The organism is Pirellulimonas nuda (genome assembly GCF_007750855.1).
Taxonomy (GTDB): Bacteria; Planctomycetota; Planctomycetia; order Pirellulales; family Lacipirellulaceae; genus Pirellulimonas; species Pirellulimonas nuda.
In genome coordinates, this window is sequence record NZ_CP036291.1 from 3,439,758 (window position 1) to 3,462,558 (window position 22,801).

Genomic DNA, 22,801 nt, shown 5'->3' on the forward strand with positions numbered 1-22,801 from the left:
GACGTGGAAGAAAGAGGCAACTCGGCCGGTTGTCGTTCGCTAGCCCCGGGATGGCGAGCAGCAGCGATTCTAGGAACGGCGGAGCCGAAATATTCAAGGGCACGAATCACGGTGCGATTCTCATTTTGATAAGAAACTTCGCAACTCGTCAAAAGTAGTCCAAAATAGATAGGTCGCGGATGGGACCCGCACAGGGAATTCCCCTAGTCAGACCGCCAGCACTTGGCCTTATTTTCAGCCGGCAACCCAGAATCGCACGAAATAAAGGGCGTCAAACGCTGCCTGTTGGCACATAAAGTGCTCGAGTTTTTTCTGCGGGCGTATTACGCGTTAGATGCTCGTCGACGTGCGATTCTCTTTTGATGTTCTTCATTGCCGATTCAGGAAATTTTCCCATGCGTGCCCTGCTCCTCTGCCTTGTCCTGGTTTTACCTGCGGCGAACGCGAACGCTCTGTCGGACTTCGGAACTATCGATATCAAGTACCTCGGCCAGGCCAGCGGCCTTTCTGCCGCCAACGGCGGGCGGTTCAATTGGGAGTACAAGAACCTGAACTCGTCGTCGGTACCTGCGAGCCGAATCGAATCAATTTATGACACCAACAAACTATTTACCTTCTGCGTCGAACTCGGTGAGACCATCCTCGGCAGCGGGTTCCACACCTACACGATCCGCAACGTTACCGACGGCCCACTCGATTCGGCCGGCACCGGCTTCGGTGCAGGAGCGACGATGAGCGACGCTCAAGCCACACAAGTAGAGCTGCTGTCCAAGAACTACCTCTTGAAGGCGGCGGGCGGCACCCTCGCCGGCCTGCTGGGAAGCGGCACCAACGCCCAAGCCGCCGGGTCGTTCCAGCTGGCGGTATGGGAAATCGTCTTTGGCGACGGCAACGCCAACACGGCGCTTGGCGGCACGACCCTCGACAACGACGCCACCATCAAGAGCAACGCTCAGGCCCTGCTCGACTCGCTGGTTGCGGCCGGCAGCCTGGCGCCGGCGTTGGACGTCGCCAATCTCAAGGTGCTCGTGCTGACCAATTCCGAGGGCAACGGCGTTGCCCAGGACCAGCTGATTGTGGTCGCGGTCCCCGAGATGGCCTCGATCATGACTTGGGCGTGCCTCACGGGCGTGCTCGGGGTGGTGGCCCGTCGCCGCCGTGCGGCCGCCGCCTGAAGCGCCCCAGGCCCCACTCCAGAATCCGTGTTGGCCCTTCAAACCGCAAAACCAAACCGTCCCTGCTGAGTTTTCAGCAGGGATTTTTCTTTGCCGTTGATCGTCCGCAGACACCGGCTCATCATGTAAGATGGCGACGCCCTCCTGACATGGCCCGGAAGCCAGCGTGAGGAGGTTTCGCGATCTATGAGTCAACAGCTACCGTAAGACCTTGGGCGGCCCCCTCCGGGGAACTGTGCAAACGATGGGAAAGTCGATGTCGAGTACAGAGAGATCGCAGAGATCCGGCGTCTGGGCTTGGCTCGCTCCAGCGGCGCTGCTCGCGATCGCGGTATGGGCCTACTGGCCGACACTCGTCCGGGTGACCGAGGCGTGGGCGTCCGACCCCGACTACTCACACGGCTATTTGGTCGTCCCGATCGCGCTGTTTTTCCTCTGGCTGCGGCGGGATCGCCGCCCGCGGCTTGAATGGGGGCTATTTCCCACTGGACTGGTGTTGCTGGCGATCGCCGGCTTAATGCGGCTGGTCGCGTCGCGGTTCTACCTGTTTGAAATCGACACCTGGAGCGTCCCGCTGTGGGTCGCCGGAGTCGTGTGGACGCTGTGGGGCTGGCCCGCACTCCGCTGGGCCCTCCCGTCGATCGCGTTCCTCTGGTTCGCGACCCCGCTGCCGGGCACCGTGGCGCTCGCGCTGAGCGTGCCGCTGCAGAAACTCGCGGCGCAGCTGAGCGGGGTCGCCTTGCAGATCTGCGGGCTGCCGGCGATCGTCGAGGGGACGACGATCCTGCTGGGTGACGAGTCGCTGGAGGTCGCCCGTGCATGCAGCGGTCTACGGATGTTCTACGGCATCACGGCGCTCGCTTTCGCCAGCATTATCATCATGCGTCCGGGATGGTGGAAGGCCATCGCCGCGGTGCTAGCCATCGCGCCGGTCGCCGTCTTGATGAACGTGCTCCGCATCACGGCGACGGGGGTGCTGACCTACAGTTTCCCTGGGGCCGGGATTGAGAAGCAAGTCCACGACTGGGCCGGCCTGTTGGTCCTGCCGCTGGCGATGCTTGTGTTTATGGGGCTTCTAGCGCTGTTCGACCGCGTAGCGACAAGCTGGAGTGCGGACCCGCGCCGCACCGCACCCTGGCTGCTCGGGGCCGCGGCGGGCTGCATCGCGCTGGTGGCATTGGGGGCCTGGCGGTACCAGACAGAGCGGGAGCGTTCGCTAGCGACTCTTCTGACCGCCTCGGCCCGGTATGAGGAAGAAGGGGACCTCGACGAAGCGATCCGTTTCCTGAACCGCTACACGCTCGCCAGGCCGGAGGACGCGGCCGAGCAGGTCCATCTCGCGGAGCTATTTGCGAAGGCCGCCGACACCCCTGGCCGTAAGATTCGGGCCGTGGAGCTACTGCGCAGTGCCTACCTAGCCGATCCCTCACGCCGCGACCTCGGCATCTGGGCGGTGGAGCTGGCTCTCGAGACCGAGACCTTCGGCCCCGCGCTCGAGCTGCTCGGGGCAATGCAGGCCGACCCGGCCGGCGCCCAAGACCCCGAATTGCTCCAGAAACGGGCCGAGGTCTTGCTGGCCTACATGAACGCCCCACAGGGGCAGCGTCAAACCAAGATCTCTTGGGGCGACGTCGCCGAGGCCTTGCAAGATTCGCTGGCCGGGGAAGGCTACCCCGCCTCGCACGCGGTCGCGCTGGCGGTCGTAACCCGCGATCGGCTAGCCGAGCCGGACGCGGCCCAGCGGGCTCAGGCGGCCAATGCGGTCATCAATCAGCTAGTCGCGGAGCGGCCCGAGGACGCTGAAGCGCTTTTCGCCCGTTACCGCTACGCCCGGGCGTACGGGCCGGCGGCCGAAGGCTTCGATCCAGACGCCGACCTCGACAAGGCTCTAAAGCACCGCGCCGGCGCCCCCCCCCAGCCCCGCGCAGAGCTGCTGATCACTGCAGCCGATCGCAGTCGGGCGGACGACCCAGCAGCGGCTCGCAAGCTGCTGGAGGAGGCCATCAAAGCAGACCCCGCGGCTGTGCCGGCCTACCTGGCGCTCGCCGAGCTCGCCCGCAACGAGGGAGGGCCGGTCGACGGATGGCAAGAGGCGGTCGTCGTACTCCGCCGCGGTCTAGCAGCCAACGAAGACGCGCCCCTGGCGTTGTCGTTCGGCCTCGCCAAACTGCTTGTCGAAGGGGGAGAGCACGCCGAAGCGGCCGAGCAAATCAAAGAGATCCGCGTGTATGTCGATCGCATTAAGGACCCGGCGCTTCGCGGGTACGCTAGGCTAGAGATCGCGGTGGTCGACGCGATGCAGGCAGCCCGCGCGAAGCGGACCGCCCAAGCAGCCGCTACGCTGGCCGCCGCGCTGCGGCGGGCCGATGTAACGGCCGCCGCCGAACAGCGCTACGCCGAACCCGTGGCCGATGCCTGGCGGCGGCTCGCCGGCTGGTACGCCGAGCTCGACCGCAGCGACGCGGCGCTGGCTGCCTGGCGGAGGGTCGTGGCGCTGGCGCCCACTTCCGCCGCGGCCCAGGCGGCCGTGATCGACGCCGCGATCGACGCCGGGGACACCGAGGCAGCGGTCGCCGCCAGCCGCGAACAGGTGCAGAAATCACCCGATTCCGGCGTCGCTTGGCTTCGGCTCGCGCAAGCGTTGCTCGCCGACCAGCTCCGGCTCCCTCCCGCCTCCCGAAAACTGGCCGCCGTCGAGCAGGCCGCCCAAAAGGCGGCCGAGCTCAAGGCCCCCAGCGTCTCGTTGGCCCTCGCGTTCGTCGACCTGCGTCGCGCCCAGGACCGCCGCCCGGAGGCCGCGCAGTCCCTGAAGCGGGTCTTGGAGAAGGACCCGGCTCAACCAGAGATCTGGCAGTCGCTGGCCACGCTCGAAATCGAGCAGGAGAACTACGACGAGGCCCTTGCCGCGATCGGAGCGCTGACGGAACAGGGCGGCGACATCTCCACCGCCGAGGCCCTGCGGGCGACGGTCCTGATCTCCACAGGCCGGGGGCCCGAAGCGGCCGAGCGTCTCGCCAAGGCGCGCGCCAGCGCCCGCGGCGACGATCAGGTCGTCTTGACCCTGCTAGCCGCGGCCCTAGAGCGTCAGATGGATCGCAGCGACGCCGCGCGGACGATGCTGTCTGCCGCCCGCGACGCCGATCCAACGAATCTGCGGTACGTGCAGGCGCTGGCCCAGTACGCCCTGGCTGACCGCGATTGGGCCGCGCTCGCGGGCTGGGAGACCAAGCTCCGCGGGCTGGAGGGTGAGGAAGGGACCCAGTGGAAAGCGTGCCGCGCCCTGCGGCTGTTGATGTCAGGAACCAAGCCCGACGCAATACAGCTCGCCGAGTGTGAAAAGCTCGCTGAGCAGATCATCGAGACGCGGCCGCGATGGGCGACCGGCCCGTTCTTGCTGTCACAGGTTGCCCTGCAACAAGGCGACTCAGAGCGGGGCCTTGCGCAGCTGCAGCGGGCCTGGGAACTCGGAAAACGCGACAGCGTCAGCGCAGAACAAATGGTCGCGTTGCTCTCGGCCGCCGGTCGCCGGGAAGACCTCGAGCGGTTCGCGGCCGAGTTGGGCGACCTCCCCCTCATGGCGCCGGCGGTCTACGACTTAGTGATCCCGTCGCTGCTGGGCTCGGCCCGCGGGGGCGCCGCCCTCGACAAGGCCCGGCAGTGGGCCGAGGAAAACCCCGAGGACCCCGGTGCGCAGCTGCGGTTGGGGCGGGCGCTGCTCTTCAGCAGCGCGGCTCTGCAGGGTGCGTCCGCCCGCTCAGAGCAAATGTCGCAGGCCGAAGCGGCGTTCCGCGAGGCGGTCCGGCTTGGGCCGGACCGCCTTGACGCCTGGATGGCGCTGTTTGGGTTCATGCTCCAAACCGAGCGACCAGAGGGAGCTTCCGAGGTCATTAGCCAGTTTAAGCAGTCGGCCGAGATCGACCCCCTCCCCAAACAGCTTGCGCTCGCGCAGCTCTGGGCGGCGTCCGGGCAGGTCGCCGCCGCGGTCCACCACTGGCGCGCAGCGAGCGACCTCGCGGAACAGCAGCCCGGGTCCCCGCAAAGCGCGGCCGCGCAGGCCCAGGCCGCAGCGTTCTTCATGAACAGCAGCCCCCCGCTAGCCCAGCGTTATTGCCGTCAGGCTCTGGCGTCCGACCCCGACGCCATTCAGCCGAGGATTTTGCTAGTTCAACTGCTCGGCCAGCGGCGGACGCCCGAATCGGTCGCCGAAGCGCTCGAACTAGTCGGGCGGATCCCCGAGGAGCCAGCAAGCATCGCGGTCGAAAAAGCGAGGCTGCATGCCCTACTCCTCGCCGAGCGAGACGAAGAAGGTGACATCGCCGAGGCGATTTCGCTTATCGAATCACTCCCCAGCCGGGGTGTGGTTGAACGGCGTCTTTTGGCGGACCTGTACGAACAGGCGGGCCGTATCGGAGCTGCCTACGAACAGCTGGATGAGTTGGCCGACGAGCGCCCACAGCAAATAGCGGATCTCGTGCGATTGCTGCGATTCTGGCAAACGCACTTGCAAGCCGACCGCCAATTCGCCGGCCGCATCGCATCGGCGCTCGGCCAATTGGGTAGGTTGCCCAGTGGGCTCGCGGAACAGCTACGCTGGCAGCTGCGTTTGGCCGCGACCGAGCAGGCCGGTGGAGCGACCGGCGAAGTTGGATCCGCGGACGGAGAGAGCGCCGTTTCGACGACAGCCACAGAATCGACGGACGTTGCCGCTGGCTCGCCGGCCATCGATCCCGAGGTCCAGCGGGAGGTGCTGGGCAATTTCTGGCGCGGAGCAGTGGCGCGTCGCGCGCTCGAGGATCCTAATTCGGCGCCCGGACTGCTCGTGGGAGCCTACCGCGCCATGCTCGACGAGGGGTGCCTGGCGGGGGTCGAAGCCACCGCCCTCAACCCACCGGCCCAATCCATCTCACCCACCTACGCGGCGCGGCTGCTGGCGAACGTAGAGATGATGTCGCCCCCGGCCGACCCGGCCCACATCGATCTGGCCGAAAAGCTGCTGGACCAGCAGTTGGCCGCTAGCCAGGACGACTTGGCTCTGCTCCGCGACGCCGCCGACCTGGCGGCTGTAACCGGACGCAACGAGCGGGCCGAATCTCTTTACCGGCGGATGCTTGCCGTCGAGCCGACCAACGCCAACGCTTGCAACAACCTCGCCAGCCTCTGGATCGAAGACCCCCGGCGCTGGGACGCGGCCCGTAAGCTTGTCGAGCAGGGCCTCGCCGCTCACCCCGACGACGCGTCGCTGCTCGACACGAAGGGTCAGCTGCTGCTGCTCGCTGGCGAGGCCGACGCCGCGGTCGAGGCGCTGGGCGTTGCGCTCCGGGTCGATCCCTCATCAGCCACCGCCCACCTCCATCGGGCGCGGGCCATCGACGAGATGGGCCAACAAGCAGAGGCGAGCGAGGCGGTCCTGGCAGCGCTCGCCTTGGGGATCGCCAACGAGACGAAGCTCCCGGCGGATGCGAAACTGCTCGAACAGCTGCGAGAGAAGTTTAGTCTCTAGCGGCGCCTAGTCGTAGCGCCGCCCCCTCAATATTCCACTAGCAAGCAGTCATCACTCATCCCAGAGGCAGGTTGTGAAGACACGTTTTCCTTGGATCGCTGCCGCCGCGCTGACGGCGGTCGTCGCCCTGACCGTTGGCCCCGCGGTGCTTCACGGCAGCTATTCCAACCGCTGGGGCGTCCCGGCGTCGCGATTGCGGGCGGCCGAGTCGATCGGCGCTTTCCCGAGCAAGATGGGCGCGTGGGAGGTGTTCGAAGAAGGCAAGCCGCTCAGTGAAGGCGTCCAGCGGGAGCTGGGGCTCGCGGGCTACGTTCATCGCTACTACCGCCACGCGGAATCGGGCAAGGTTGCGATGCTGCTGCTGATGGTCGGCCAGCCGGGCCCCTTGGTGCGGCATCCCCCCGACATCTGCTACGGCAGTCGGGCCAACAAGCTGCTCAACGGAGAACGCATGGAGGTCGCGGACGCCGACTCTGATCGGGCCAGTGAGTTCCGGGTGCTGACCTACAAGCCTAACACGCGGCTCCGCGAGGACTTTCGCGTCGCATTCGCCTTCACGAGCGACGGGACATGGGCCGCGCCGGGCGCCCCCCGGGTCGTCTACGGGGGCGAGCCGCTGGTTTACAAGGTGCAGATCCAGCTCCCGCTGTCCGACATTGACCCGGACGATCAGCGAGTACTCTTGAAGCAGCTGCTCGGAGAGTTTGTCGCTGCGTTTGACCGCTATCAGGCCGAGAACGACGAACCGAGTGGGGGCTAATGCGGTCCAATCACCCACGCAGGAATCGTTTGTTGATCAAACGATTCGTCAGCCTAGCCTGCCAAAATGCGTTTCGTTTGGCTCCCTCCAGCTTGGTTCGTTCGATTCGCCAGGCCAGCGTCGATTGACGACATCCAGTGCCAATACCGTCGCGGCTCCTCGTGACTCGCCTCAGGCCCGCGTACCGTCACCCTAACGCCGCTACCAGCCGGCGGCGACGGCCGAAGGGCCGCCTACTTCTAGACGCCGACTGTGCTTGTAAGCGGCCGCAATCCCGTTGGAGGCGATCGCGATCGGTTAGGCGTCCGCTTTGGGCACGTAAGCGGCTGGAACCCGTCAACCACCTACCGGTGGCTATCCGGCAGGCTGAGGTGGTGCGGAATTGACGGACAGGTGAGGAGCTTAGAATGGCCGGCGAAAGGATTGCCGCCATGCCACGCAAGAAGCCACAGCCCGCAAAGTCGGGACGCCGCGTATTCACTCCAGAGTTCAAGCAGGAAGCGGTGCAGATGCTGCTGGACGGTCACAAGGCTAGTTCAGTAGCCGAGCGTCTGGGGGTGTCGCACGCCAACGTGCTGTACCGCTGGAAGCGTGAGCTGCTCGCCGAGAGCGGGCCTGTGGCGGGCGCCTTGGAGACGCGTGTCCATGAGCTGGAGGTCGAGCTGCGTCGGGTCGAGCGTGAGCGGGACGTGCTAAAAAAAGCGTTGATTATTTTCGGCCGCAACGAGTAACGGAGGTCTACGCCGCCATGGAAGCGATCGTCGCTATCAACGCCGCGTCGGTGCAGGAGGCCTGCGGCATCTTGGGCGTGAGCCGCAGCGCGTACTACGCTTGGCGTCGGGCCGAGCCGACAACACGTGACGAGCAGGACTCGGAACTGCTGCCCTTGGTGCGTACGGTCTTCCAGAAGCACAGCCGCCGCTACGGGGCGCGTCGGATCGCCGCGGAGCTCAGCGACATGGGCCACGCGTGCGGCCGGCGTCGCGTCGCGAAGCTACTGGAGATGCAGGGCCTGCGGGCAATCCAGCCGAAGTCCTACAAGCCCCGCACCACCGAGAGCCGCCACCGCTTGGGCTACAGCCCCAACCTACTCTTGGAGGCCGAGCAGCCAACGAGCATCAACCAACTATGGGTGGGAGATATTACCTACGTGCCGATCGTCGGCGGGGTGTTCAGCTACCTGGCGACACTGATGGACCGTTTTTCGCGGCGCATCGTCGGCTGGGAGCTCGGCCAAGACATGACCGAACAACTCGTGCTGGCGGCGCTTACCGCCGCGATCCGCTCACGTGGCCCGGGCGCTGGGCTGATCCACCACACCGATCGGGGCGGCCAGTACGCGGGCGCCGAGTACCGGGCCGTGCTGCGACGCGCCGAGATGCGTCAGAGCATGAGCCGCGCCGGAGACTGCTACGACAACGCCTTCATGGAATCTTGCTTCGGGACCTTCAAGACCGAACTCGAAATGACCGAGTACCAAGACCATGCCGAGGCGCGTGGCGAGATCGCCAGCTACGTCGCCTACTACAACCTCGAAAGAAAGCACTCCGCTCTCAGCTACCTCTCTCCCCACCAATTCGAGAACATCAAACGGCCGGCCAATTAAGCTCCTCACCTGTCCGTCAATTCCGCACCACCTCAGGCTACTCGCGGGTTTGGCCAACCTCGCTAATCGCTTGGCCGATTATCAAATTGCGAAACGGCGAGGTGATGCAGCCGTCCTGCGCACCCCAACTACCAGAAACTTCTGCTTGGACTGTTGCATCTACCCGCAGGGTCGCTAAACTAACGGGAAGTGTTCAGTAGGGTGGCTCGTCGATCCGGGCACGCTGACTCGCAGGATTCGCAGTGCTGACTATCCAAGATCATTCGATCAGCGCCCCGCTCCGATCACATTGTGGATTGGCGCGTACTGTGGCTGCACTAGTCATGGCATGCTTTCTTTGTGGCGATGCGAGTGGCAGTATCGTCCTGAAACCGTTGCCGCCGCTGACCCATCCCGACTCTTGCTCTCGTGTGTCGGAGGATCTTGAGTCGGGCGCCGCGTCGAGTTCTGGCGCCGCTCCTCACTGCCAGCACTTGCCGTCGCGTCCCGATGCACCGGAACCGCAGCGGTTTTCCAAGTTTGCTGGGGATCGCCCTACTACAACCACTTCTTCGTCGTCATCGTCGGTGGGCGGATACGGCGCCGTGGCAATTCAATCCGCGCCAGTCAGTCTGCTCATACTCCCTGATCCGGCGGGTTCTGTCTCGGGCGAGCGTCGCCCCGCACTCCCGTCGCCGTTCATCCAGAGACTCCTTCGTCCCCCGCAAGTCGTTTAGACTTCTGCGCGAAGGCGTGCGCTCAAGTAATCGCGCGCTTGGACAGTTTTTGGATTTCCCAAATTGATTCAGGAGTAGTAACGATGCGATATCTAGTAGTATTTTCTTGTTCGATCGTCGCGGCAGCCGCGATGACCGGTTCGACGCTTGCGTCGATCGCAGTCCAGTCGCAAGACGGTAAGATCTATAGCGTAGCGACCACGGGCGGTTCGGCCGGTTTGGCCACGGAGATCGGGTCTTTCACGGACGTAGGCCCGTCTACGGCAACGAAGGTCAGCCCTAACTCCCTGGCGAACTATCAGGGGAGCTTCTTCCGCAGCGACTTCGCCCCGACGTCCGGCGTTAACACGCTCTACAAGGGCAACTCTGCGTTCCTGACGCCCCTGGACGGTTCGGCTTCCAACAACGAGTTTGCTGCTGGCGGCATGCTGGGCAGCGAGTATCACTACATCGACGCAGCCTCAAATCTGCGTAAAGTGGACGTCACTGCGGGCGTCCCGACTTCCACCCTCGTGGCCGACCTCGGTACACTCGGTGATTTCGGCGACCTTGCGTTCGGCAACGGTGTGCTGTACGTCTCCCACGGCACCGGCGTCAATCAAAAGCTCTCTGTCTTTGACACGTTAGGGAATCTGCTCACGTCGTACGACAAGGATCGGTACGCCGGCTTGGCCTTTGACCATGGCATCCTCTACGGTGTAACGGGCGGGGCCAGTTTGCTGTACGAAATCGTTCTGGGCGGCGCCGACACGTTTATCGCGGCCGTCGCGACGGCCGGCGGAACGGCCATTTTTGGTACGGACGCAGCCTCTGCGGTCCCGGAGGTGTCGAGCCTGCTGGTGTGGGGTAGCCTGCTGATCCCGGTCGGATTGTCTGCCGGCCGTCGCTACCGCCGGCGTCTCGCGTAGCGCAGACGATCCGCAACGACGCGGTTGTTACTCAGCCGGCGAGGACCAGTTCCTCGCCGGCTGTTTTTTTGCGCCCGTCATCTGCCCCGAACGTCGGCTGCCGGGACAGGATCTCGACAGCGGATCGTCGTTCGGATCCGGCTAAGCAGGGCGGGCGCCCCGTTGCGTGCCCGTGTTTCGCTAGGAACCGTCGAACGGCAGGCAACCACCGCGCCGGCCACCACCGAGCCGCTACCGCTCTGGTTTCTGCAGCGGAATATGGCGTCAGGGCACGCTTTGTGAATCGCTGCACGTCCCGTCGTCTGCCTAGCCGCCGCTCTAATCAGTTGCTTCGCAAAAACTGGCGGCTCCTGGAGCTCAAGCATTGCAGCTCTGCCAACGTGGTCGGCCGATCGTCCATATGCGACGACGGACGCATCATTGGACCGCGGCGCACCCCCTGTCACTCACGACTCAGCGGGTGATCAAGTCTCTGGTGAGCGGCGAGATCATTGGCCGCTTCGCCCGCGCTTCCGCGGTGCTTTCCCGCAGCTTCATAGGCTCCGGCACCGGGGGCGTGAAGATCGCCCAAGGATTCTCCGGGGAAAGAGGCAAGCGGTGGACCTCCAGCCCGGTCGGGGGAGGCAGCACGCCGGGGCGATCGCTGGGAGACGCCGGCTCGGCCGGCCAAAGATTATTTGTCGGAGGCCCAGTCGGAGGCCCAGTCGGAGGCCCAGTCGGAGGCCCAGTCGGAGGCCCAGTTGGAGGCCCAGTTGGAGGCCCGACGGGAGCCGACGAAGGGGGCGACGGCGGGGCAATGATCGGCTCGGGCAAGGCGGCCGGCGTCGGGATCGTGTCGTAATATTCTAGCACCGGCGGCAAGCAGGGCTCGCAGTGCCACCCCTCGGGCAGCGGCCGCCAGCAGGTCGGCTTGTAGCCCCCATACGGCCCGCTGACCCCACATGGGCACTCCCGGACCGCTTCTTCGCCTACGGCGCGGTAGAGCGCCCGGGCGTCGGTCGGGCAATGCCGCTCGGCCCAGTAAGCGGCGCACCCCCCGCTGAGCGGGATGACGCCGGCCAGCAGCATCAACAATCCGCGATGGTTGTGCATGATTGATTCGCCAAGCGTTCGCGGGCCAGTTGCAGGTTCCACGCGGCGCATGGCGCCCCGTCCCAGCTGTGCACGCAAGCCGCTAGAAGCCCCCCCCAAACCCATTGTTCCCGTTGTTCTGATTGAAGAACTTGATCCGCTGGGCGGTCTGAGTCCCCAGCAGCGTCACGCCGAACATCCGCTCGATCGGCGAGATCACCTTGGCCAGCTGCGTGTCGAACGCGATCAGCTTGTCCTCGGCGATGAACACCCGGTCCCCCGGCATCAGCTGGTAGTTGGTCGTGATATCGCCCCGCTGGGTGATGCCCGGCCAATCGATCGCCAGCAGCTGGTCGCCGCCGCAGTCGTTCTTGCCGGGGCGAGCGATCCACATCCGGGTAGAGCTGGTCCCGCTGAGACCCTGTACCTGGCTGATCGCGTCGAGCGCGGTCTCGTTGCCGGTGATCGGGAACTGGATCAGCTGGTCGCCGAGCCCCGCGCCCTGCGTGACCACGTAGAAGACCTTGCTGTTGTAGCCATAGACGTCGACGGCCACTTCCGGGTTCTCGAACTGGCTAGCGAGGCTCGCCTCGATCGCCGATTTGGCTTGCTCGATCGTCATGCCGACGACCCGCACGCGGCCATAGACGCCGAGGTTCACCGTGCCGTCCATGCAGACGAGGTGCTCTCCGGCGACATCCTGGCGCGTCGCGATGCTGGTCAACGTGACCCAGACCTTGGGTTCCCGGGCGGTCTCGGCGAGCCGCTCTCGCACCGCTTGCTGCGCCTCCGGGATCGTCATGCCGGCGATCACCAGCGGACGGTATTCTTCTTTGCTGGTGTCGAACCCCAGGCCGAGCACGAGCGTGCCGTCGATGCCGATCGTGTACTCGCGACCCAGAATCCCCGGCGCTCCTCCCAGCGACGACTCGTCCGGCAGCCCGTTCGCCTCGATCTGCAAGGTGTCCAGCGGCCGCAGCCGGTAGGGCTGCTTTGGCATCAGATTGACCGCCTGGATCGTCAGCACGTCGGGGGGCTCGATCACGTAGTCGGGCAGGATCACCTTCTCATGCTCGCGAGCGACCCCCTGGGGGACGGGCGTGTAGGGGCCCGGCTGGTGCGCGACGGGCTTTAGCACCCGGCAGCCGGGAAGCACGCAGCACGCCAGCGCCAAGGTCGCGACTAGCCTGGCGGAGATTCTCATTGAACAATGCCCCGGGTCGGCGAGATCGACAGTTCCGTCTGCGGCGCCCTTTCGGCCGCAAGTCATAGCCGGCGCATCCGCGCCTACCGGGATCTATCGGCAAAACCCGCAAATCCCTTGAGAACCAAAAACCGGCCCGCCGATCTAAGTCCTGAGCGGCCTGGACGTCGGCCGGCCCGCGGCCGCCACCGACCAGGGACATTAGGGGGCCCGATCCCCTGCCCCGGCCGCACCGTACGTTTCCGCCAACTACCGAGGAACCGCCGATGACCCGCTTGCCAATCCTGCTGGCGACGCTGGCGCTAGCCGCGATCTGCTCCGACGCGTCCGCGCAGCGCGGTTCGGGTCAGTCGCCGCGTTACACCCCGGCCACCCCGACCCTCAGCCCCTACCTCGGGCTGCTCAGCAACCAGGGTGGGGCGCTGCCGAACTATTTTGCGTTGGTCCGCCCGCTCCAGAAGCAGCAGGCAATCAACCGCGATCAAACCCTCGCCCTGCAGCGTCAAGAAGTCCAGATCGAGCGCACGCGGCAGGAGTTTGGGCAGCTTGAGGTCCGCCCAACCGGCACCGCCGCGTGGTTCAACAACCCGCCACAATCGGGCGGGTTCCAGAACCGGTCGCACTACTTTGGGCAGTGGGACTCCCGTGCGAACGTGGGGCGGCGGCGTTAGCCATGCGACCCTCGACCGTTTCGCCGTCGATTCTAGGGGCCGTCCTGTGCGCCTCGCCGACGCCGCCTCTCGTCCAGCACGACTGTCGCCGAGGCCGCTGCGCCCACGGGCGCGTTCCGGTGCCTCGGTGACGCTGCCGCAGGGCAACCGCTCGGCAGAAGTCTGGCGCCCGCTGCTCGCTTGTCGCCGCGAGGAGCTCGCATCTGAACGCTCCTTACAATGCCAGTCCCGGGTACGACGCCTGCCGAGGGGCGACGAGCCGCCGCTGCTGTTGGTGCGCCGCGAATCGGCGGGTCGGCGCCCGAACGGGTCAGCAGGATCGTGGACTGAAGCCAGCGGATCAACTCTTCGGATCGCGACGCCAGCGGCAAAGCCGCTGGGCGCCCCCTGCCCAACTTGGTTGTCCATCCCGGGATAGGAGCACTTGCAAAGGTCACCCCGGCGGCAAGCCGCCTTCCCGCTGCTGCCCAGGCTGCCGCCCCGGGCGCCTACCATTTCCTGCATGCCAGATCGGGATGGAGCCGTTTTTTGCATTTTTCCGTGGATAGGCGCTTGAAACAGTTGCGGGTATCAGCCATGATCGCGTTGGGTGGATCTTCGGCACAGATCCCCCAACTCCTCACCGGGGACGCAATAAGGCGTCAACGACCAAGAGATATCAACCAAGGACTCGACCTAATGACGACCACAACACGTTGCTCCTTCTTGGCCTTCGCGGTCGCCGCGTCGGCATTGCTATCTGGCACTGCTTCGGCCGGTTTGATCGAGATCGGCTTCACCGGCCTAAATATCTCGTACGACGGGTCGGCGATCTCGACCACCGGCGGTATCGACCCGCTCACCTCGGTCTCGATCACCAACGACTCCGTCGCCGTCGCCGGATCGCCCTTCGGCTCTGACATCGACATCACGCTGTCGATCCCCGGCGTCACGGGCATCGCCACGACCGGCGGCACGGTTGGGACCGTCGGATCGGGCTCGCTGCTGCTCGGCCTGCCGGGCGCCGATGGGTTGTCTCTGCTGCTGGACCCCGCTTCGATCACGTTCGTGAACGTCGCGTCGACAGTCCAGTTCGCATTCGGTGGAACCGTGGCCGCGATTTCGAGCCAATCCCTCCCAGGTGGGATCGTCATTGGCGACCCCGTTTCCGTGACCTTTGCGACGTCCGTCGTCCCGGGCACGCTGACCGAGATCGGCGGCACGGTGACCGGCTTCCGGGCGACCGGCACCGGCGAGATCGAGGCGCAGATGGTTCCTGAGCCCGCCACCGCCGTGTTGCTGGCCGTTGGCGTCGCAGCCGTCGGCCTACGACGTCGGCGCCGCTAGCTCCGGCCGCTGCGAACTTTTGCGACCCGTGCGAGAGCGTCCCACCAGCTGGGACGCTTTTTTTTGCGCCGTTCGGCGGGGAAGCCTTTCTACTCCGGGTCCGCCGACTCGCTGCGCTATTGATCACCTCACCTGGCGCAGTTGCCGAGCCCGATCGCTGGTCCCGGTCCTGCGACGCGCGGTGTTTGGCCGGTCCCGACTGCGGCTCCGGAGGTGGTCAGTGAGTTGTGACGCCGAACGCACATTTTGTGTAGCGATTGTCAGTCCCCGAACCGGCGGGGTCCGTGGGGGCCTGGGTTGTCTCTTGTGAGAAAACGGTCGACTCTCCTGACGCGTTCGCAGCCATGCGTAGGACCGTTGGGATCGGTAGCGCCGGTCGTGTGACCGACGCAAGTTCGACTGCCAATTGGACCATTCGTCACGCGCGTCGCCTGTCGACGCCGTTCTTCTGTCGTCTTCCACTCCGCCTCACAGCTGGCCTTGAAGCCCGTGTTATGACCGCTGCGTCGAGCGGCTGTTGACCGCACCTGTTCCGATCGAGAGCCCCAGCCTGGCGGCGCGTTTCTGCTGGGTTCTTTTGGTCGAGGCTCGCTACCTCGGCCCCTTTCAGCCCAGCAGACGCCCGGCCGAATCCCTCGGACTGACGGTGTGGGAGACGGCACAACGCGCGGAAACTCAGTAGCGTCTGGACCGCTTCGTTACCTCGGAGTGACCGTACGAACTTCCATAGGCTGTTCTTGGGTGCTCCGACGCGTCGATTCACTCTTCATTAGACCGGAAAGCGAGTCCTCCCGGTTAACCAGCGACTCGTCGCAATCTCGCCAATGCGTCACCTAGCAGGCGAGCTACCTCGGCTGGCGGGCTGGCTCATCGTTCGCTCCGTAAGTTCGAGAGGAGTGAACTCCGTCAGGCAGCGATCTACGCGGAATTTCTATAAATTCTTCGTCAAGGCCAATCTGAGGTTATAATCGGTCGATTCTCAGTTCTCCTACCTTCTCCTGGTGTTACGAGCTCTGATGAGTGCACCGCGTTCCACGGCGCCAGATTCGGTCTCGTTGCCGACGTCTGACCGACCAGGCGAGCAGTTACGGGTGCTGATCGTCACCGAGAACGCTTCGCAGCGACACGGCGGCGAGTCGATCCTGCCCCTGCACTGGTTCCTAGGGTTGCTGAGGGCGAATGTCGACGTGCGGCTGCTGATGCACGCCCGCCACGAGCGCGAGGTCGTTGAGTTGCTTGGCGAGAATGCTTTCCGCGTACACTTCGTGCCGGACACCCTCTCACAGAAAATCCTCTGGACTCTGAGCAGGCCTCTACCACACAACGTCAAGGTGTTCACGACCGTCTGGTTTATGCACCTGATCACGCAGTTCACCCAGCGCCGCGTGGCGCGACGAATGATCGCGCAACACCAGATCAATGTCGTTCATGAGCCCATCCCCGTGTCGCCGCGTCTGCCCAGCATGATGTATGACCTGGGCGCTCCGGTGGTGATTGGACCCATGAACGGCAACATGAGCTACCCGCCTGGATCCCGCCGCCCGTTGTTCCAGGAGCCGATATTCAGGCCGCTTGCGCGCAGTTTTACGAGCCTGGCGAACTGGCTCATCCCGGGAAAGCGACGGTCGGCGCTGCTGTTGGTTGCCAACGAGCGGACCCGCCAGGGCCTGCCCCGCAACTGCAGCGCTCGTGTCGAGACCCTCGTCGAGAACGGCGTGGATCCCGAGGTTTGGCGGCGCCCCGACGATCTCCCCACGCGACCGGACGGCGTGCTGCGTCTGGGCTTCTCGGGACGTCTGTTGGACTGGAAAGGGGTAGACGTCGTGCTGGCCGTCCTCGCCGAACTGCGAAAGCAGTCCCCGGCGGTAGAGCTTTGGATCGTGGGCGACGGTCCGGAGCGGAAGCGGTTAGGTCGGCAGGCAGAGCATCTTGGCCTGGTTGGTGCGGTTACGTTCCACGGCTGGGTCGGACAGAACGAGTGTGCGCGGCTGTTGTCGCAATGCGACGTGTTCGTGTACCCCAGCGTGATGGATTGCGGGGGCGCGGTGGTGCTCGAGGCGATGTCGCTCGGGTTGCCGGTAGTGGCGCTGAATTGGGGGGGGCCCGCCGATTACGTCCGGCCCCCATTTGGAGTAGCGATCGACCCGGCGCCGCGACGGCAGGTCATCGCGGAAATGGTGAAGGCGATCCAGAGCCTGACGCCCGAGAAGAGACGCCGGATGGGAGCGGCCGCACAAAAAGAGATTGCCGATCACTACGCGTGGCCCGCCAAGATTCAGGAGATCCTCGCCAAGTACAAGGATGCCTGTGGTGCCGACACACACACACCCAAGGCCGAAGGGACCGCTGAAAGCTTATGCGTCGAGTCATCACCGTCAGCCTAGGGGCTTCCAGCCTGCCGTACGCCGCCCTCTGCATCGGCAGCCTTGCCGACAACCTCGTTGCAGACGAGCAGATCCGCCTCCTCACGGACACTCAGCGCGATCAGGAGGAGCTCGGCCGGGCGTTTTCCGCACACCCCCGGATCAAGGTTCTGCTTTCCGATAACCTCTGGGAGGACGATGGCAATCCGATGCGTAAGTACGCGGGGTTGGAAAGACTCCGCCGCGGCCATCCTTGCTGGCGCAAGCTGACGGACCCGATGCTTTTGGCGCGCGACGGCGACGAGGTCATCGTTATCGATCCCGATGTCTACTTCCCGCGGCGGTTTGATTTCGAGACCGTCGGGGACGGAACGCTCCGTCTGATGTGGCAAAAACCCAACTGCCTGTTGCCGTTCTCGGTGGTGCAGAAATTATTCGACAACCGAGTCGCTATGGCCGACCATGTGGACATCGGCATCGCACAGTACCGATCGCCCCTTGACCTGGATTGGCTGGACTGGCTGGTGGATTCGCTCGGCGATTTGCCGCCGATCATGCACGTCGAGGCGGTCCTCTGGTCGGGCCTCGCCATGCGTATGGGGGGCGGGTATTTGAATCCGGATCGCTGGCAGTGCTGGTCGAACACGCAGTGGAAGCGGGCCCGCAGGCGGGCCGGCGCCTCGCCGCTGCAGATGCTCAAGGGCGAGGACCTGCGCCAATGCCTGGCTTTTCATGCCGGGGGCACAGCCAAGTCCTGGTTGGCCGCCCCGGGCGCCGGGGCGTTGCTGAAGCAGCTGGCCGGCGCTCCGGCCGCCCTACCCCCCGTGGACACGACTCTCCTACCGTTCGTGCCGTTCAAACTGGAGAAGTTTCGGTGGCTGCGGAAGCGTGCCTCGATCCTTCGATCGCTGGGATACTACAAGGTGACCGGAGGCCGTCCGCCGGATTGAGCGGCGGCAGTCCACCCTTGAGGCGGCCGCGTCGTCGCTTCGGGTGAGCAAGAGAGCCTGCCGGCTTGGCATGCGAAGATCGGTCCGGCGGCGCCTCCGTGGTGTTCGACGTGTTCAGCCGCTGGGTCGTCGGCTCGGTGCTGAACGACTCGCTGGCGACGCCGCCGGCCTCCGGGGCCTCCGGGGCGTCGTGGCGGGCGATCCAAAGAAGAAGTCTGGTGGGCGAGCTACTGCTCTACAGCGACCGCGGTTGCCAGCACACCGCGGACGCCCGTCAGAAGACGCTCCAGGGGCGGGAATGCACTTGCGGGGAACAGCGTGGCGGCACGCACCGCGGCTACGTTCCCGGCTACGCATTGATAAACGCTAACACCTGTTGGGCAAAATTCAGGTTGGCTCGTCGGCACTCCTCGAGCGCATCTGGATACACGCGAGCAGACTTCAACGAGCAGTCTAAGTCGTCATCGAGGAAGGCCGGTTCGTGTCGAAACTTCCTGAATTTTACGGAGAAGGGATCGAACACGACCGCCCTGCGTCCCATGAGAATCGCCCAGTAGGCGCCGTGATACGAGTTGGTCACCACCGTCTCTCCAGACCCTAGGAATCGAAGGATCTCTGATAGGACCGGCGTGCTGTTGTTGGACATAGATGGAAATCGGGACAGCTGCTTGAGTCGGCCTTCTTTCGTGTGCCACGCATGATGATAGACCACGACCTCGTGCTGGACCGGGTACTCAAGACTCAGGTCCGGAAGCATGCAGCTTGCGCACGGCACCCACCCGTACTCAGCTTGATCGTCCCTCAGGCCAACGAGTAAACGCTCGCTTCGGAAGCGTGGGGATTGGTCCTGATGCAACGAGCGGTCGTTGAAGCCGGCGCCCCACACGACGACCTTGCCCGCCTTGAGCTGCATGATCTTGTCAATCTGACCACTAAACGCGGTTCTGCCCAGCAACCCGCCACCGCCGATGACGATGGTCCCGTTGGTGCTCTCGATCCTTTTCAGATCCCTCCGCGTGAGGGACCTTATGTCTTGCTTTCTCGAATGTGTTAGGAATCCAAAGTACCGCTGGGGAGCCGAAAACCAGTCGCCCAGGTTCGATGGGTCAACGCGGTACACACAGAGAAGCGAGCGGTCCTCCGGCAGCTCCGTTCGGCGAAGCAGCGGTTCGCTCAAGCGGCGCAGGCTGGGGTTTCGTTTGAGGCGATCCCAAGAGCTGAAGTTGCGGATCCAGCCGCTGAGACGATTTGGTTCCATCAAGATGGGTCCGTCCGGGGTCCTGGAGCGTGGAGAACTGGAGTGAACCCCATTAGCTGAGCCGCTCCTTGACATGATCGGCCAAACGCAAGGCAAGTGCAATAATCGTCAGCGTCGGATTGAACGTGCCCCCGGTGGGGAACACCGAGCTGCCCGCCACGTAGAGGTTGGCGACCCCATGCACGCGGCAGTTCTCGTCGACAACACCCAGACTCGGGTCCCGATGCATGCGGGTCGTCCCCATGTGGTGCTGGTCCCCACGCATATCGCTTGGCCATTCACGCTCGTCGTCAGGAACGGTCGACCTTAGTCGGCCGAATCCGGCGCGGCACAGCTCCTCCTCCAACAACCGGTTCCCAGTGGCGACGCCGCGTCTGTCTTCCGCCGTCAGCCGCCAATCGACCGCGACCTTCCGCAGGCCGAACACGTCGAGGTCGTCGCCAAGCCGAACGCGGCTATCCGGATGCGGCATCTGCTCGGCCGTGCACTTCAGGGGAATGGACGCCATCGGCGCCGGGGGCTTATTGCGGCCGTAGAAGATCCGGCGTGCGGTGTACCTGGCGAGGCCCGGGAAGGTCCTTAGAACTTGTCCCAGATCACGCAGCGTCTCTGCGCCGTGATCGGCTCGTTCCTTCAAGTCGGACCACTTCAAAGGAACGAGTCGCGAGAGTGCATCCATCTCGGGGAGTCTTGGGTATTGGAACCGCCACCTTACGTTCGGCAGCTTGCGTTCACGCCTCGTTTCGTCGGAAAGGCTGATGTACGACACAAACCGCCGGGCGCCGCTGCGATTGTATTTGGCGCCCTGCTCGCCGGTTTGGAACGTCAGGTCCGCGTAGGGGTCGGCGAGATCGAGGAAGCCGCCCGAGTACTCCAGGTGGAGCATGAAGAACCGTCCGACGAGGTCGTGCTCGTTTCCTAGGCCGACGCCAGCGTCGTTCTCGGAGAGCAAGAGCAGGCGCGCGTTCTCGATCCCACCCGCCGAAAGCACGTAGATGCGCGCCCGGATGGTGAAGCGACCATCGGGGAGGACGCCGACATGGAGCTGTCGCACGGCGCCGCAATCCTCGCTGGCGTCGAAACGCAGCCCATTGGCGTGCAGGTAAACGCTCAGATTCTTAGATTTTTGCAGTTCTCGCTTGTAGTGACGCCCAAACCGCGTAGCCGCGGCCTGCTGCAGAACCCGGCAAGCGAGGTGCGGGCCGCGGAACGGCTCGGGGATCACGCCCGGCTCGAGACCCCAATCGGCAAGTGCATAGCCAGAGGGGCCGAGCCTGAGGACCGAGTGCGCCCGCGCGTACCACGGCTCGAGGTAGGACAGCGAGAATGGCCAGCCGGAGTACGGGACGCCCTCGCGTGCTTCGAAATCAAGTGCATGCGGCATGTCGCACCAAACGCGGCCCCAATGGTTGGTCGTGCCGCCGAAATAGCGAAGCCGCGAGGCCCGGAATTTTTCATAAGGCCGTCCGATATCGCTGCCTGCATACAGATCCTGCGTGGCCTGCTCCATCTTGGCGCCGCCGCTCTCGAGCAGGATCACCCGGAAGCCGGAGTTGGTGAACTCACGCGCCAAACTAATCCCCGCGGCGCCTCCCCCTAAGATGCAGACCTCGGTTTCAAGGACGGTTCCTGTCGGCACCGAACGTGCGTCTATCAACATTGATCACTGACCTCTTTAGGTCCATCCGGGTTTCTCGTGGGTAGACCGCGAGTTTCCCGGGAAAGGAGAGCCCATGCAAGACAAGGACTCGTACCGGCGCCCCAGGAGAGCTGCAAAGTCAGGAGTTTAGCAGTTGGAGGCGTCGGACTGGGCTCCAGGCGATGTGGTCGGCGGCGGCCCTGACGGGCAGGTCGGGGTTGGAGAGGAGCAGGTGGATCGAGATGGCCGCGTTTACGATCGCCCAATGGCGGGCCCAGCGGCGTGCCGAGAGGCCGGGGCGGCGGGGGGGAGGACGGTCTTTGCCCCACCAGCGGTCCTGCAAGAAGTGCAGGCCGTGCTCGATCCGCCCGTGGCCGCGGACGCGCAGCGCGATGCGGAAGCCGGGCAGGCCGAGCGTCTCGCGGAGGTAATCGGCGCTCTCTAGATCGACCCGCACACGGCGGATATCTTCCAGCACCCGTTTGATCGGTGGATTGGGCGGCGGGGGGGCGGCCCCCTGCTCACGGCTCGTCTTGGCCGTCTTGCGGTCCACCGCCACTACCCCTCCGCTGGCCGCGTCGGCTAGGCGGGCCCGGAGCCACTGGTCGAGCGCCTGCTGGAGGTCATCGACGCGGCAGCGGGGGAGCGTGCGGCTGATCGTTGTGGCGCAGGGGGCGCGTCGCGGTCGAATCCCAGCGGCTCTTTGAGGCGGTCCCAGTGGACCGTCACCCACCGCACCAGCACCTGCATCTCACGGATCCGCGCCAGCATGCCCAGCAGCATCAGCACGACCATGCCCGCCAGCGGATGACGCAGGCCACGTCGGCAGCGGGGCTCCTCTGGGCAAAAAAAACGCCTCCAGAAGAGTTACTGCATGCATCGCCAAGCTCCTTCAACCAAGAAGTCCCCCGGCAACGCTTTCCTACGCCACTCCCCTCAACGCGGTTCTGGGAAAAAAGACTTCGCAGTTCTTTTGCCCGTTCACCTCGAGCGGTCGGCACAACGCCGTATGCAGCTTGGCTGCACACACTTAAGGGCCGTTGCAACTCTTGAAACATCCCAATCAGCGCACGGTCAGCACCTACTCCGCCATCCGGGTTCGGTGACTGCGGCAGTACAGCACCCGGTTCGTGCGTGCGCCGATCGCCGCACCACCGTTAGTACCTCTACGGGTTCGCTCACGCGGGAGGCAGGACGATGTCCACCGAATTATTTGGGCCGCGACCAACGGGTCTGAACGGCGACAGCGAGGAGCTGTTTGATCGACCGTCCACCGTAGGCTCCCTTGCGGACGGCGGCCGCGGCGCGGCGCCTCCCACCACGGCCGGCGACGCGGCGGCCCCGAAGCTCCGCGGCCGCCGCGTACGTCCCAGCTGGAGGGTCGACGCTTGCAACCTGCCGCACTTCCTCGTGCGCGGGTCCAGAACCTTCTTCGGACCGCTCTTCCGTAGCGTCTCTTCCTCGATAAGGGATATGGCTTCGCGCTTCTGTGCGCTCAGCATCAGTGCCGTCGCTGCACGCTCCACATCCGACCCCTTCGACAGAAGAAGAGCGAGCACCGCAAATCTGGTCAACGGGCTCTACGAAGGCTCGTCGAGCCCAGCGCCGCACGGCTCATTCATTACTTCCGCTTCCTCGTTCCGCCGGAAGCGAA

At 64.8% G+C, this 22,801-nt stretch carries 15 protein-coding genes; 10 read left to right on the plus strand and 5 right to left on the minus strand.

Annotated features, from left to right (window positions below):
* Positions 1-362: 362 nt before the first annotated feature.
* The 6 genes from Pla175_RS13520 to Pla175_RS13545 all read left to right on the plus strand — a co-directional run bounded on the left by Pla175_RS13520 (position 363) and on the right by Pla175_RS13545 (position 10,665).
* On the plus strand, positions 363-1,175 hold the full coding sequence (locus tag Pla175_RS13520; RefSeq protein WP_145285704.1) for a hypothetical protein: 813 nt from the start codon (positions 363-365) through the stop codon (positions 1,173-1,175).
* A 256-nt stretch (positions 1,176-1,431) separates the two neighbouring features.
* Entirely contained in the window at positions 1,432-6,675 is a 5,244-nt protein-coding gene (gene xrt / locus Pla175_RS13525; RefSeq protein WP_197526803.1) for an exosortase, read from the plus strand.
* A 73-nt stretch (positions 6,676-6,748) separates the two neighbouring features.
* The gene (locus Pla175_RS13530; RefSeq protein WP_197526804.1) at positions 6,749-7,435 is read left to right on the plus strand and encodes an exosortase-associated EpsI family protein; all 687 of its coding nucleotides are present in this window, start codon (positions 6,749-6,751) and stop codon (positions 7,433-7,435) included.
* A gap of 431 nt (positions 7,436-7,866) precedes the next feature.
* Complete coding sequence (locus Pla175_RS13535) at positions 7,867-8,166, plus strand: transposase (protein WP_231953889.1); 300 nt, start codon at positions 7,867-7,869, stop codon at positions 8,164-8,166.
* Between the two features lie 17 nt (positions 8,167-8,183).
* Positions 8,184-9,041: an IS3 family transposase gene (locus Pla175_RS13540; RefSeq protein ID WP_145285714.1), complete on the plus strand. Its 858-nt coding sequence runs from the start codon at positions 8,184-8,186 to the stop codon at positions 9,039-9,041.
* 799 nt (positions 9,042-9,840) lie between these two features.
* Positions 9,841-10,665, plus strand: a complete 825-nt coding sequence (locus Pla175_RS13545) for a hypothetical protein (RefSeq protein ID WP_145285718.1) — start codon at positions 9,841-9,843, stop codon at positions 10,663-10,665.
* 1,174 nt (positions 10,666-11,839) lie between these two features.
* Here the strand turns inward: Pla175_RS13545 and Pla175_RS13555 are convergent.
* A complete protein-coding gene (locus Pla175_RS13555; RefSeq protein WP_145285725.1) occupies positions 11,840-12,940 on the minus strand; it encodes a polysaccharide biosynthesis/export family protein in 1,101 nt (366 codons plus the stop codon).
* A 266-nt stretch (positions 12,941-13,206) separates the two neighbouring features.
* Here Pla175_RS13555 and Pla175_RS13560 point away from each other — a divergent pair, with 266 nt between their 5' ends.
* From Pla175_RS13560 to Pla175_RS13575, 4 genes are all read left to right on the plus strand, one after another.
* Positions 13,207-13,611, plus strand: coding sequence for a hypothetical protein (locus Pla175_RS13560; RefSeq protein WP_145285729.1), 405 nt, complete (start codon positions 13,207-13,209; stop codon positions 13,609-13,611).
* Positions 13,612-14,289: 678 nt separating this feature from the next.
* Positions 14,290-14,937, plus strand: a complete 648-nt coding sequence (locus Pla175_RS13565) for a PEP-CTERM sorting domain-containing protein (protein ID WP_197526805.1) — start codon at positions 14,290-14,292, stop codon at positions 14,935-14,937.
* A gap of 1,091 nt (positions 14,938-16,028) precedes the next feature.
* Entirely contained in the window at positions 16,029-17,321 is a 1,293-nt protein-coding gene (locus Pla175_RS13570) for a glycosyltransferase family 4 protein (RefSeq protein ID WP_197526806.1), read from the plus strand.
* Positions 17,294-18,250 carry a hypothetical protein gene (locus Pla175_RS13575; RefSeq protein WP_145285739.1) on the plus strand — a complete coding sequence of 319 codons (957 nt, stop codon included), beginning with the start codon at positions 17,294-17,296 and terminating at the stop codon, positions 18,248-18,250. Before Pla175_RS13570 ends, Pla175_RS13575 begins: the two co-directional genes overlap by 28 nt.
* Positions 18,251-18,599: 349 nt before the next feature.
* Here Pla175_RS13575 and Pla175_RS13580 read toward each other — a convergent pair whose 3' ends face one another.
* The 4 genes from Pla175_RS13580 to Pla175_RS13595 all read right to left on the minus strand — a co-directional run bounded on the left by Pla175_RS13580 (position 18,600) and on the right by Pla175_RS13595 (position 21,942).
* Positions 18,600-19,508 (minus strand): polysaccharide pyruvyl transferase family protein, encoded by a 909-nt coding sequence (locus tag Pla175_RS13580; RefSeq protein WP_145285744.1) that lies wholly within the window; start codon positions 19,506-19,508, stop codon positions 18,600-18,602.
* 52 nt (positions 19,509-19,560) lie between these two features.
* Entirely contained in the window at positions 19,561-21,168 is a 1,608-nt protein-coding gene (locus Pla175_RS13585) for a GMC oxidoreductase (protein ID WP_145285747.1), read from the minus strand.
* Between the two features lie 118 nt (positions 21,169-21,286).
* On the minus strand, positions 21,287-21,700 hold the full coding sequence (locus tag Pla175_RS13590; RefSeq protein WP_145285750.1) for a hypothetical protein: 414 nt from the start codon (positions 21,698-21,700) through the stop codon (positions 21,287-21,289).
* Positions 21,701-21,729: 29 nt separating this feature from the next.
* A complete protein-coding gene (locus tag Pla175_RS13595) occupies positions 21,730-21,942 on the minus strand; it encodes a hypothetical protein (RefSeq protein WP_145285753.1) in 213 nt (70 codons plus the stop codon).
* Positions 21,943-22,801: the final 859 nt, after the last annotated feature.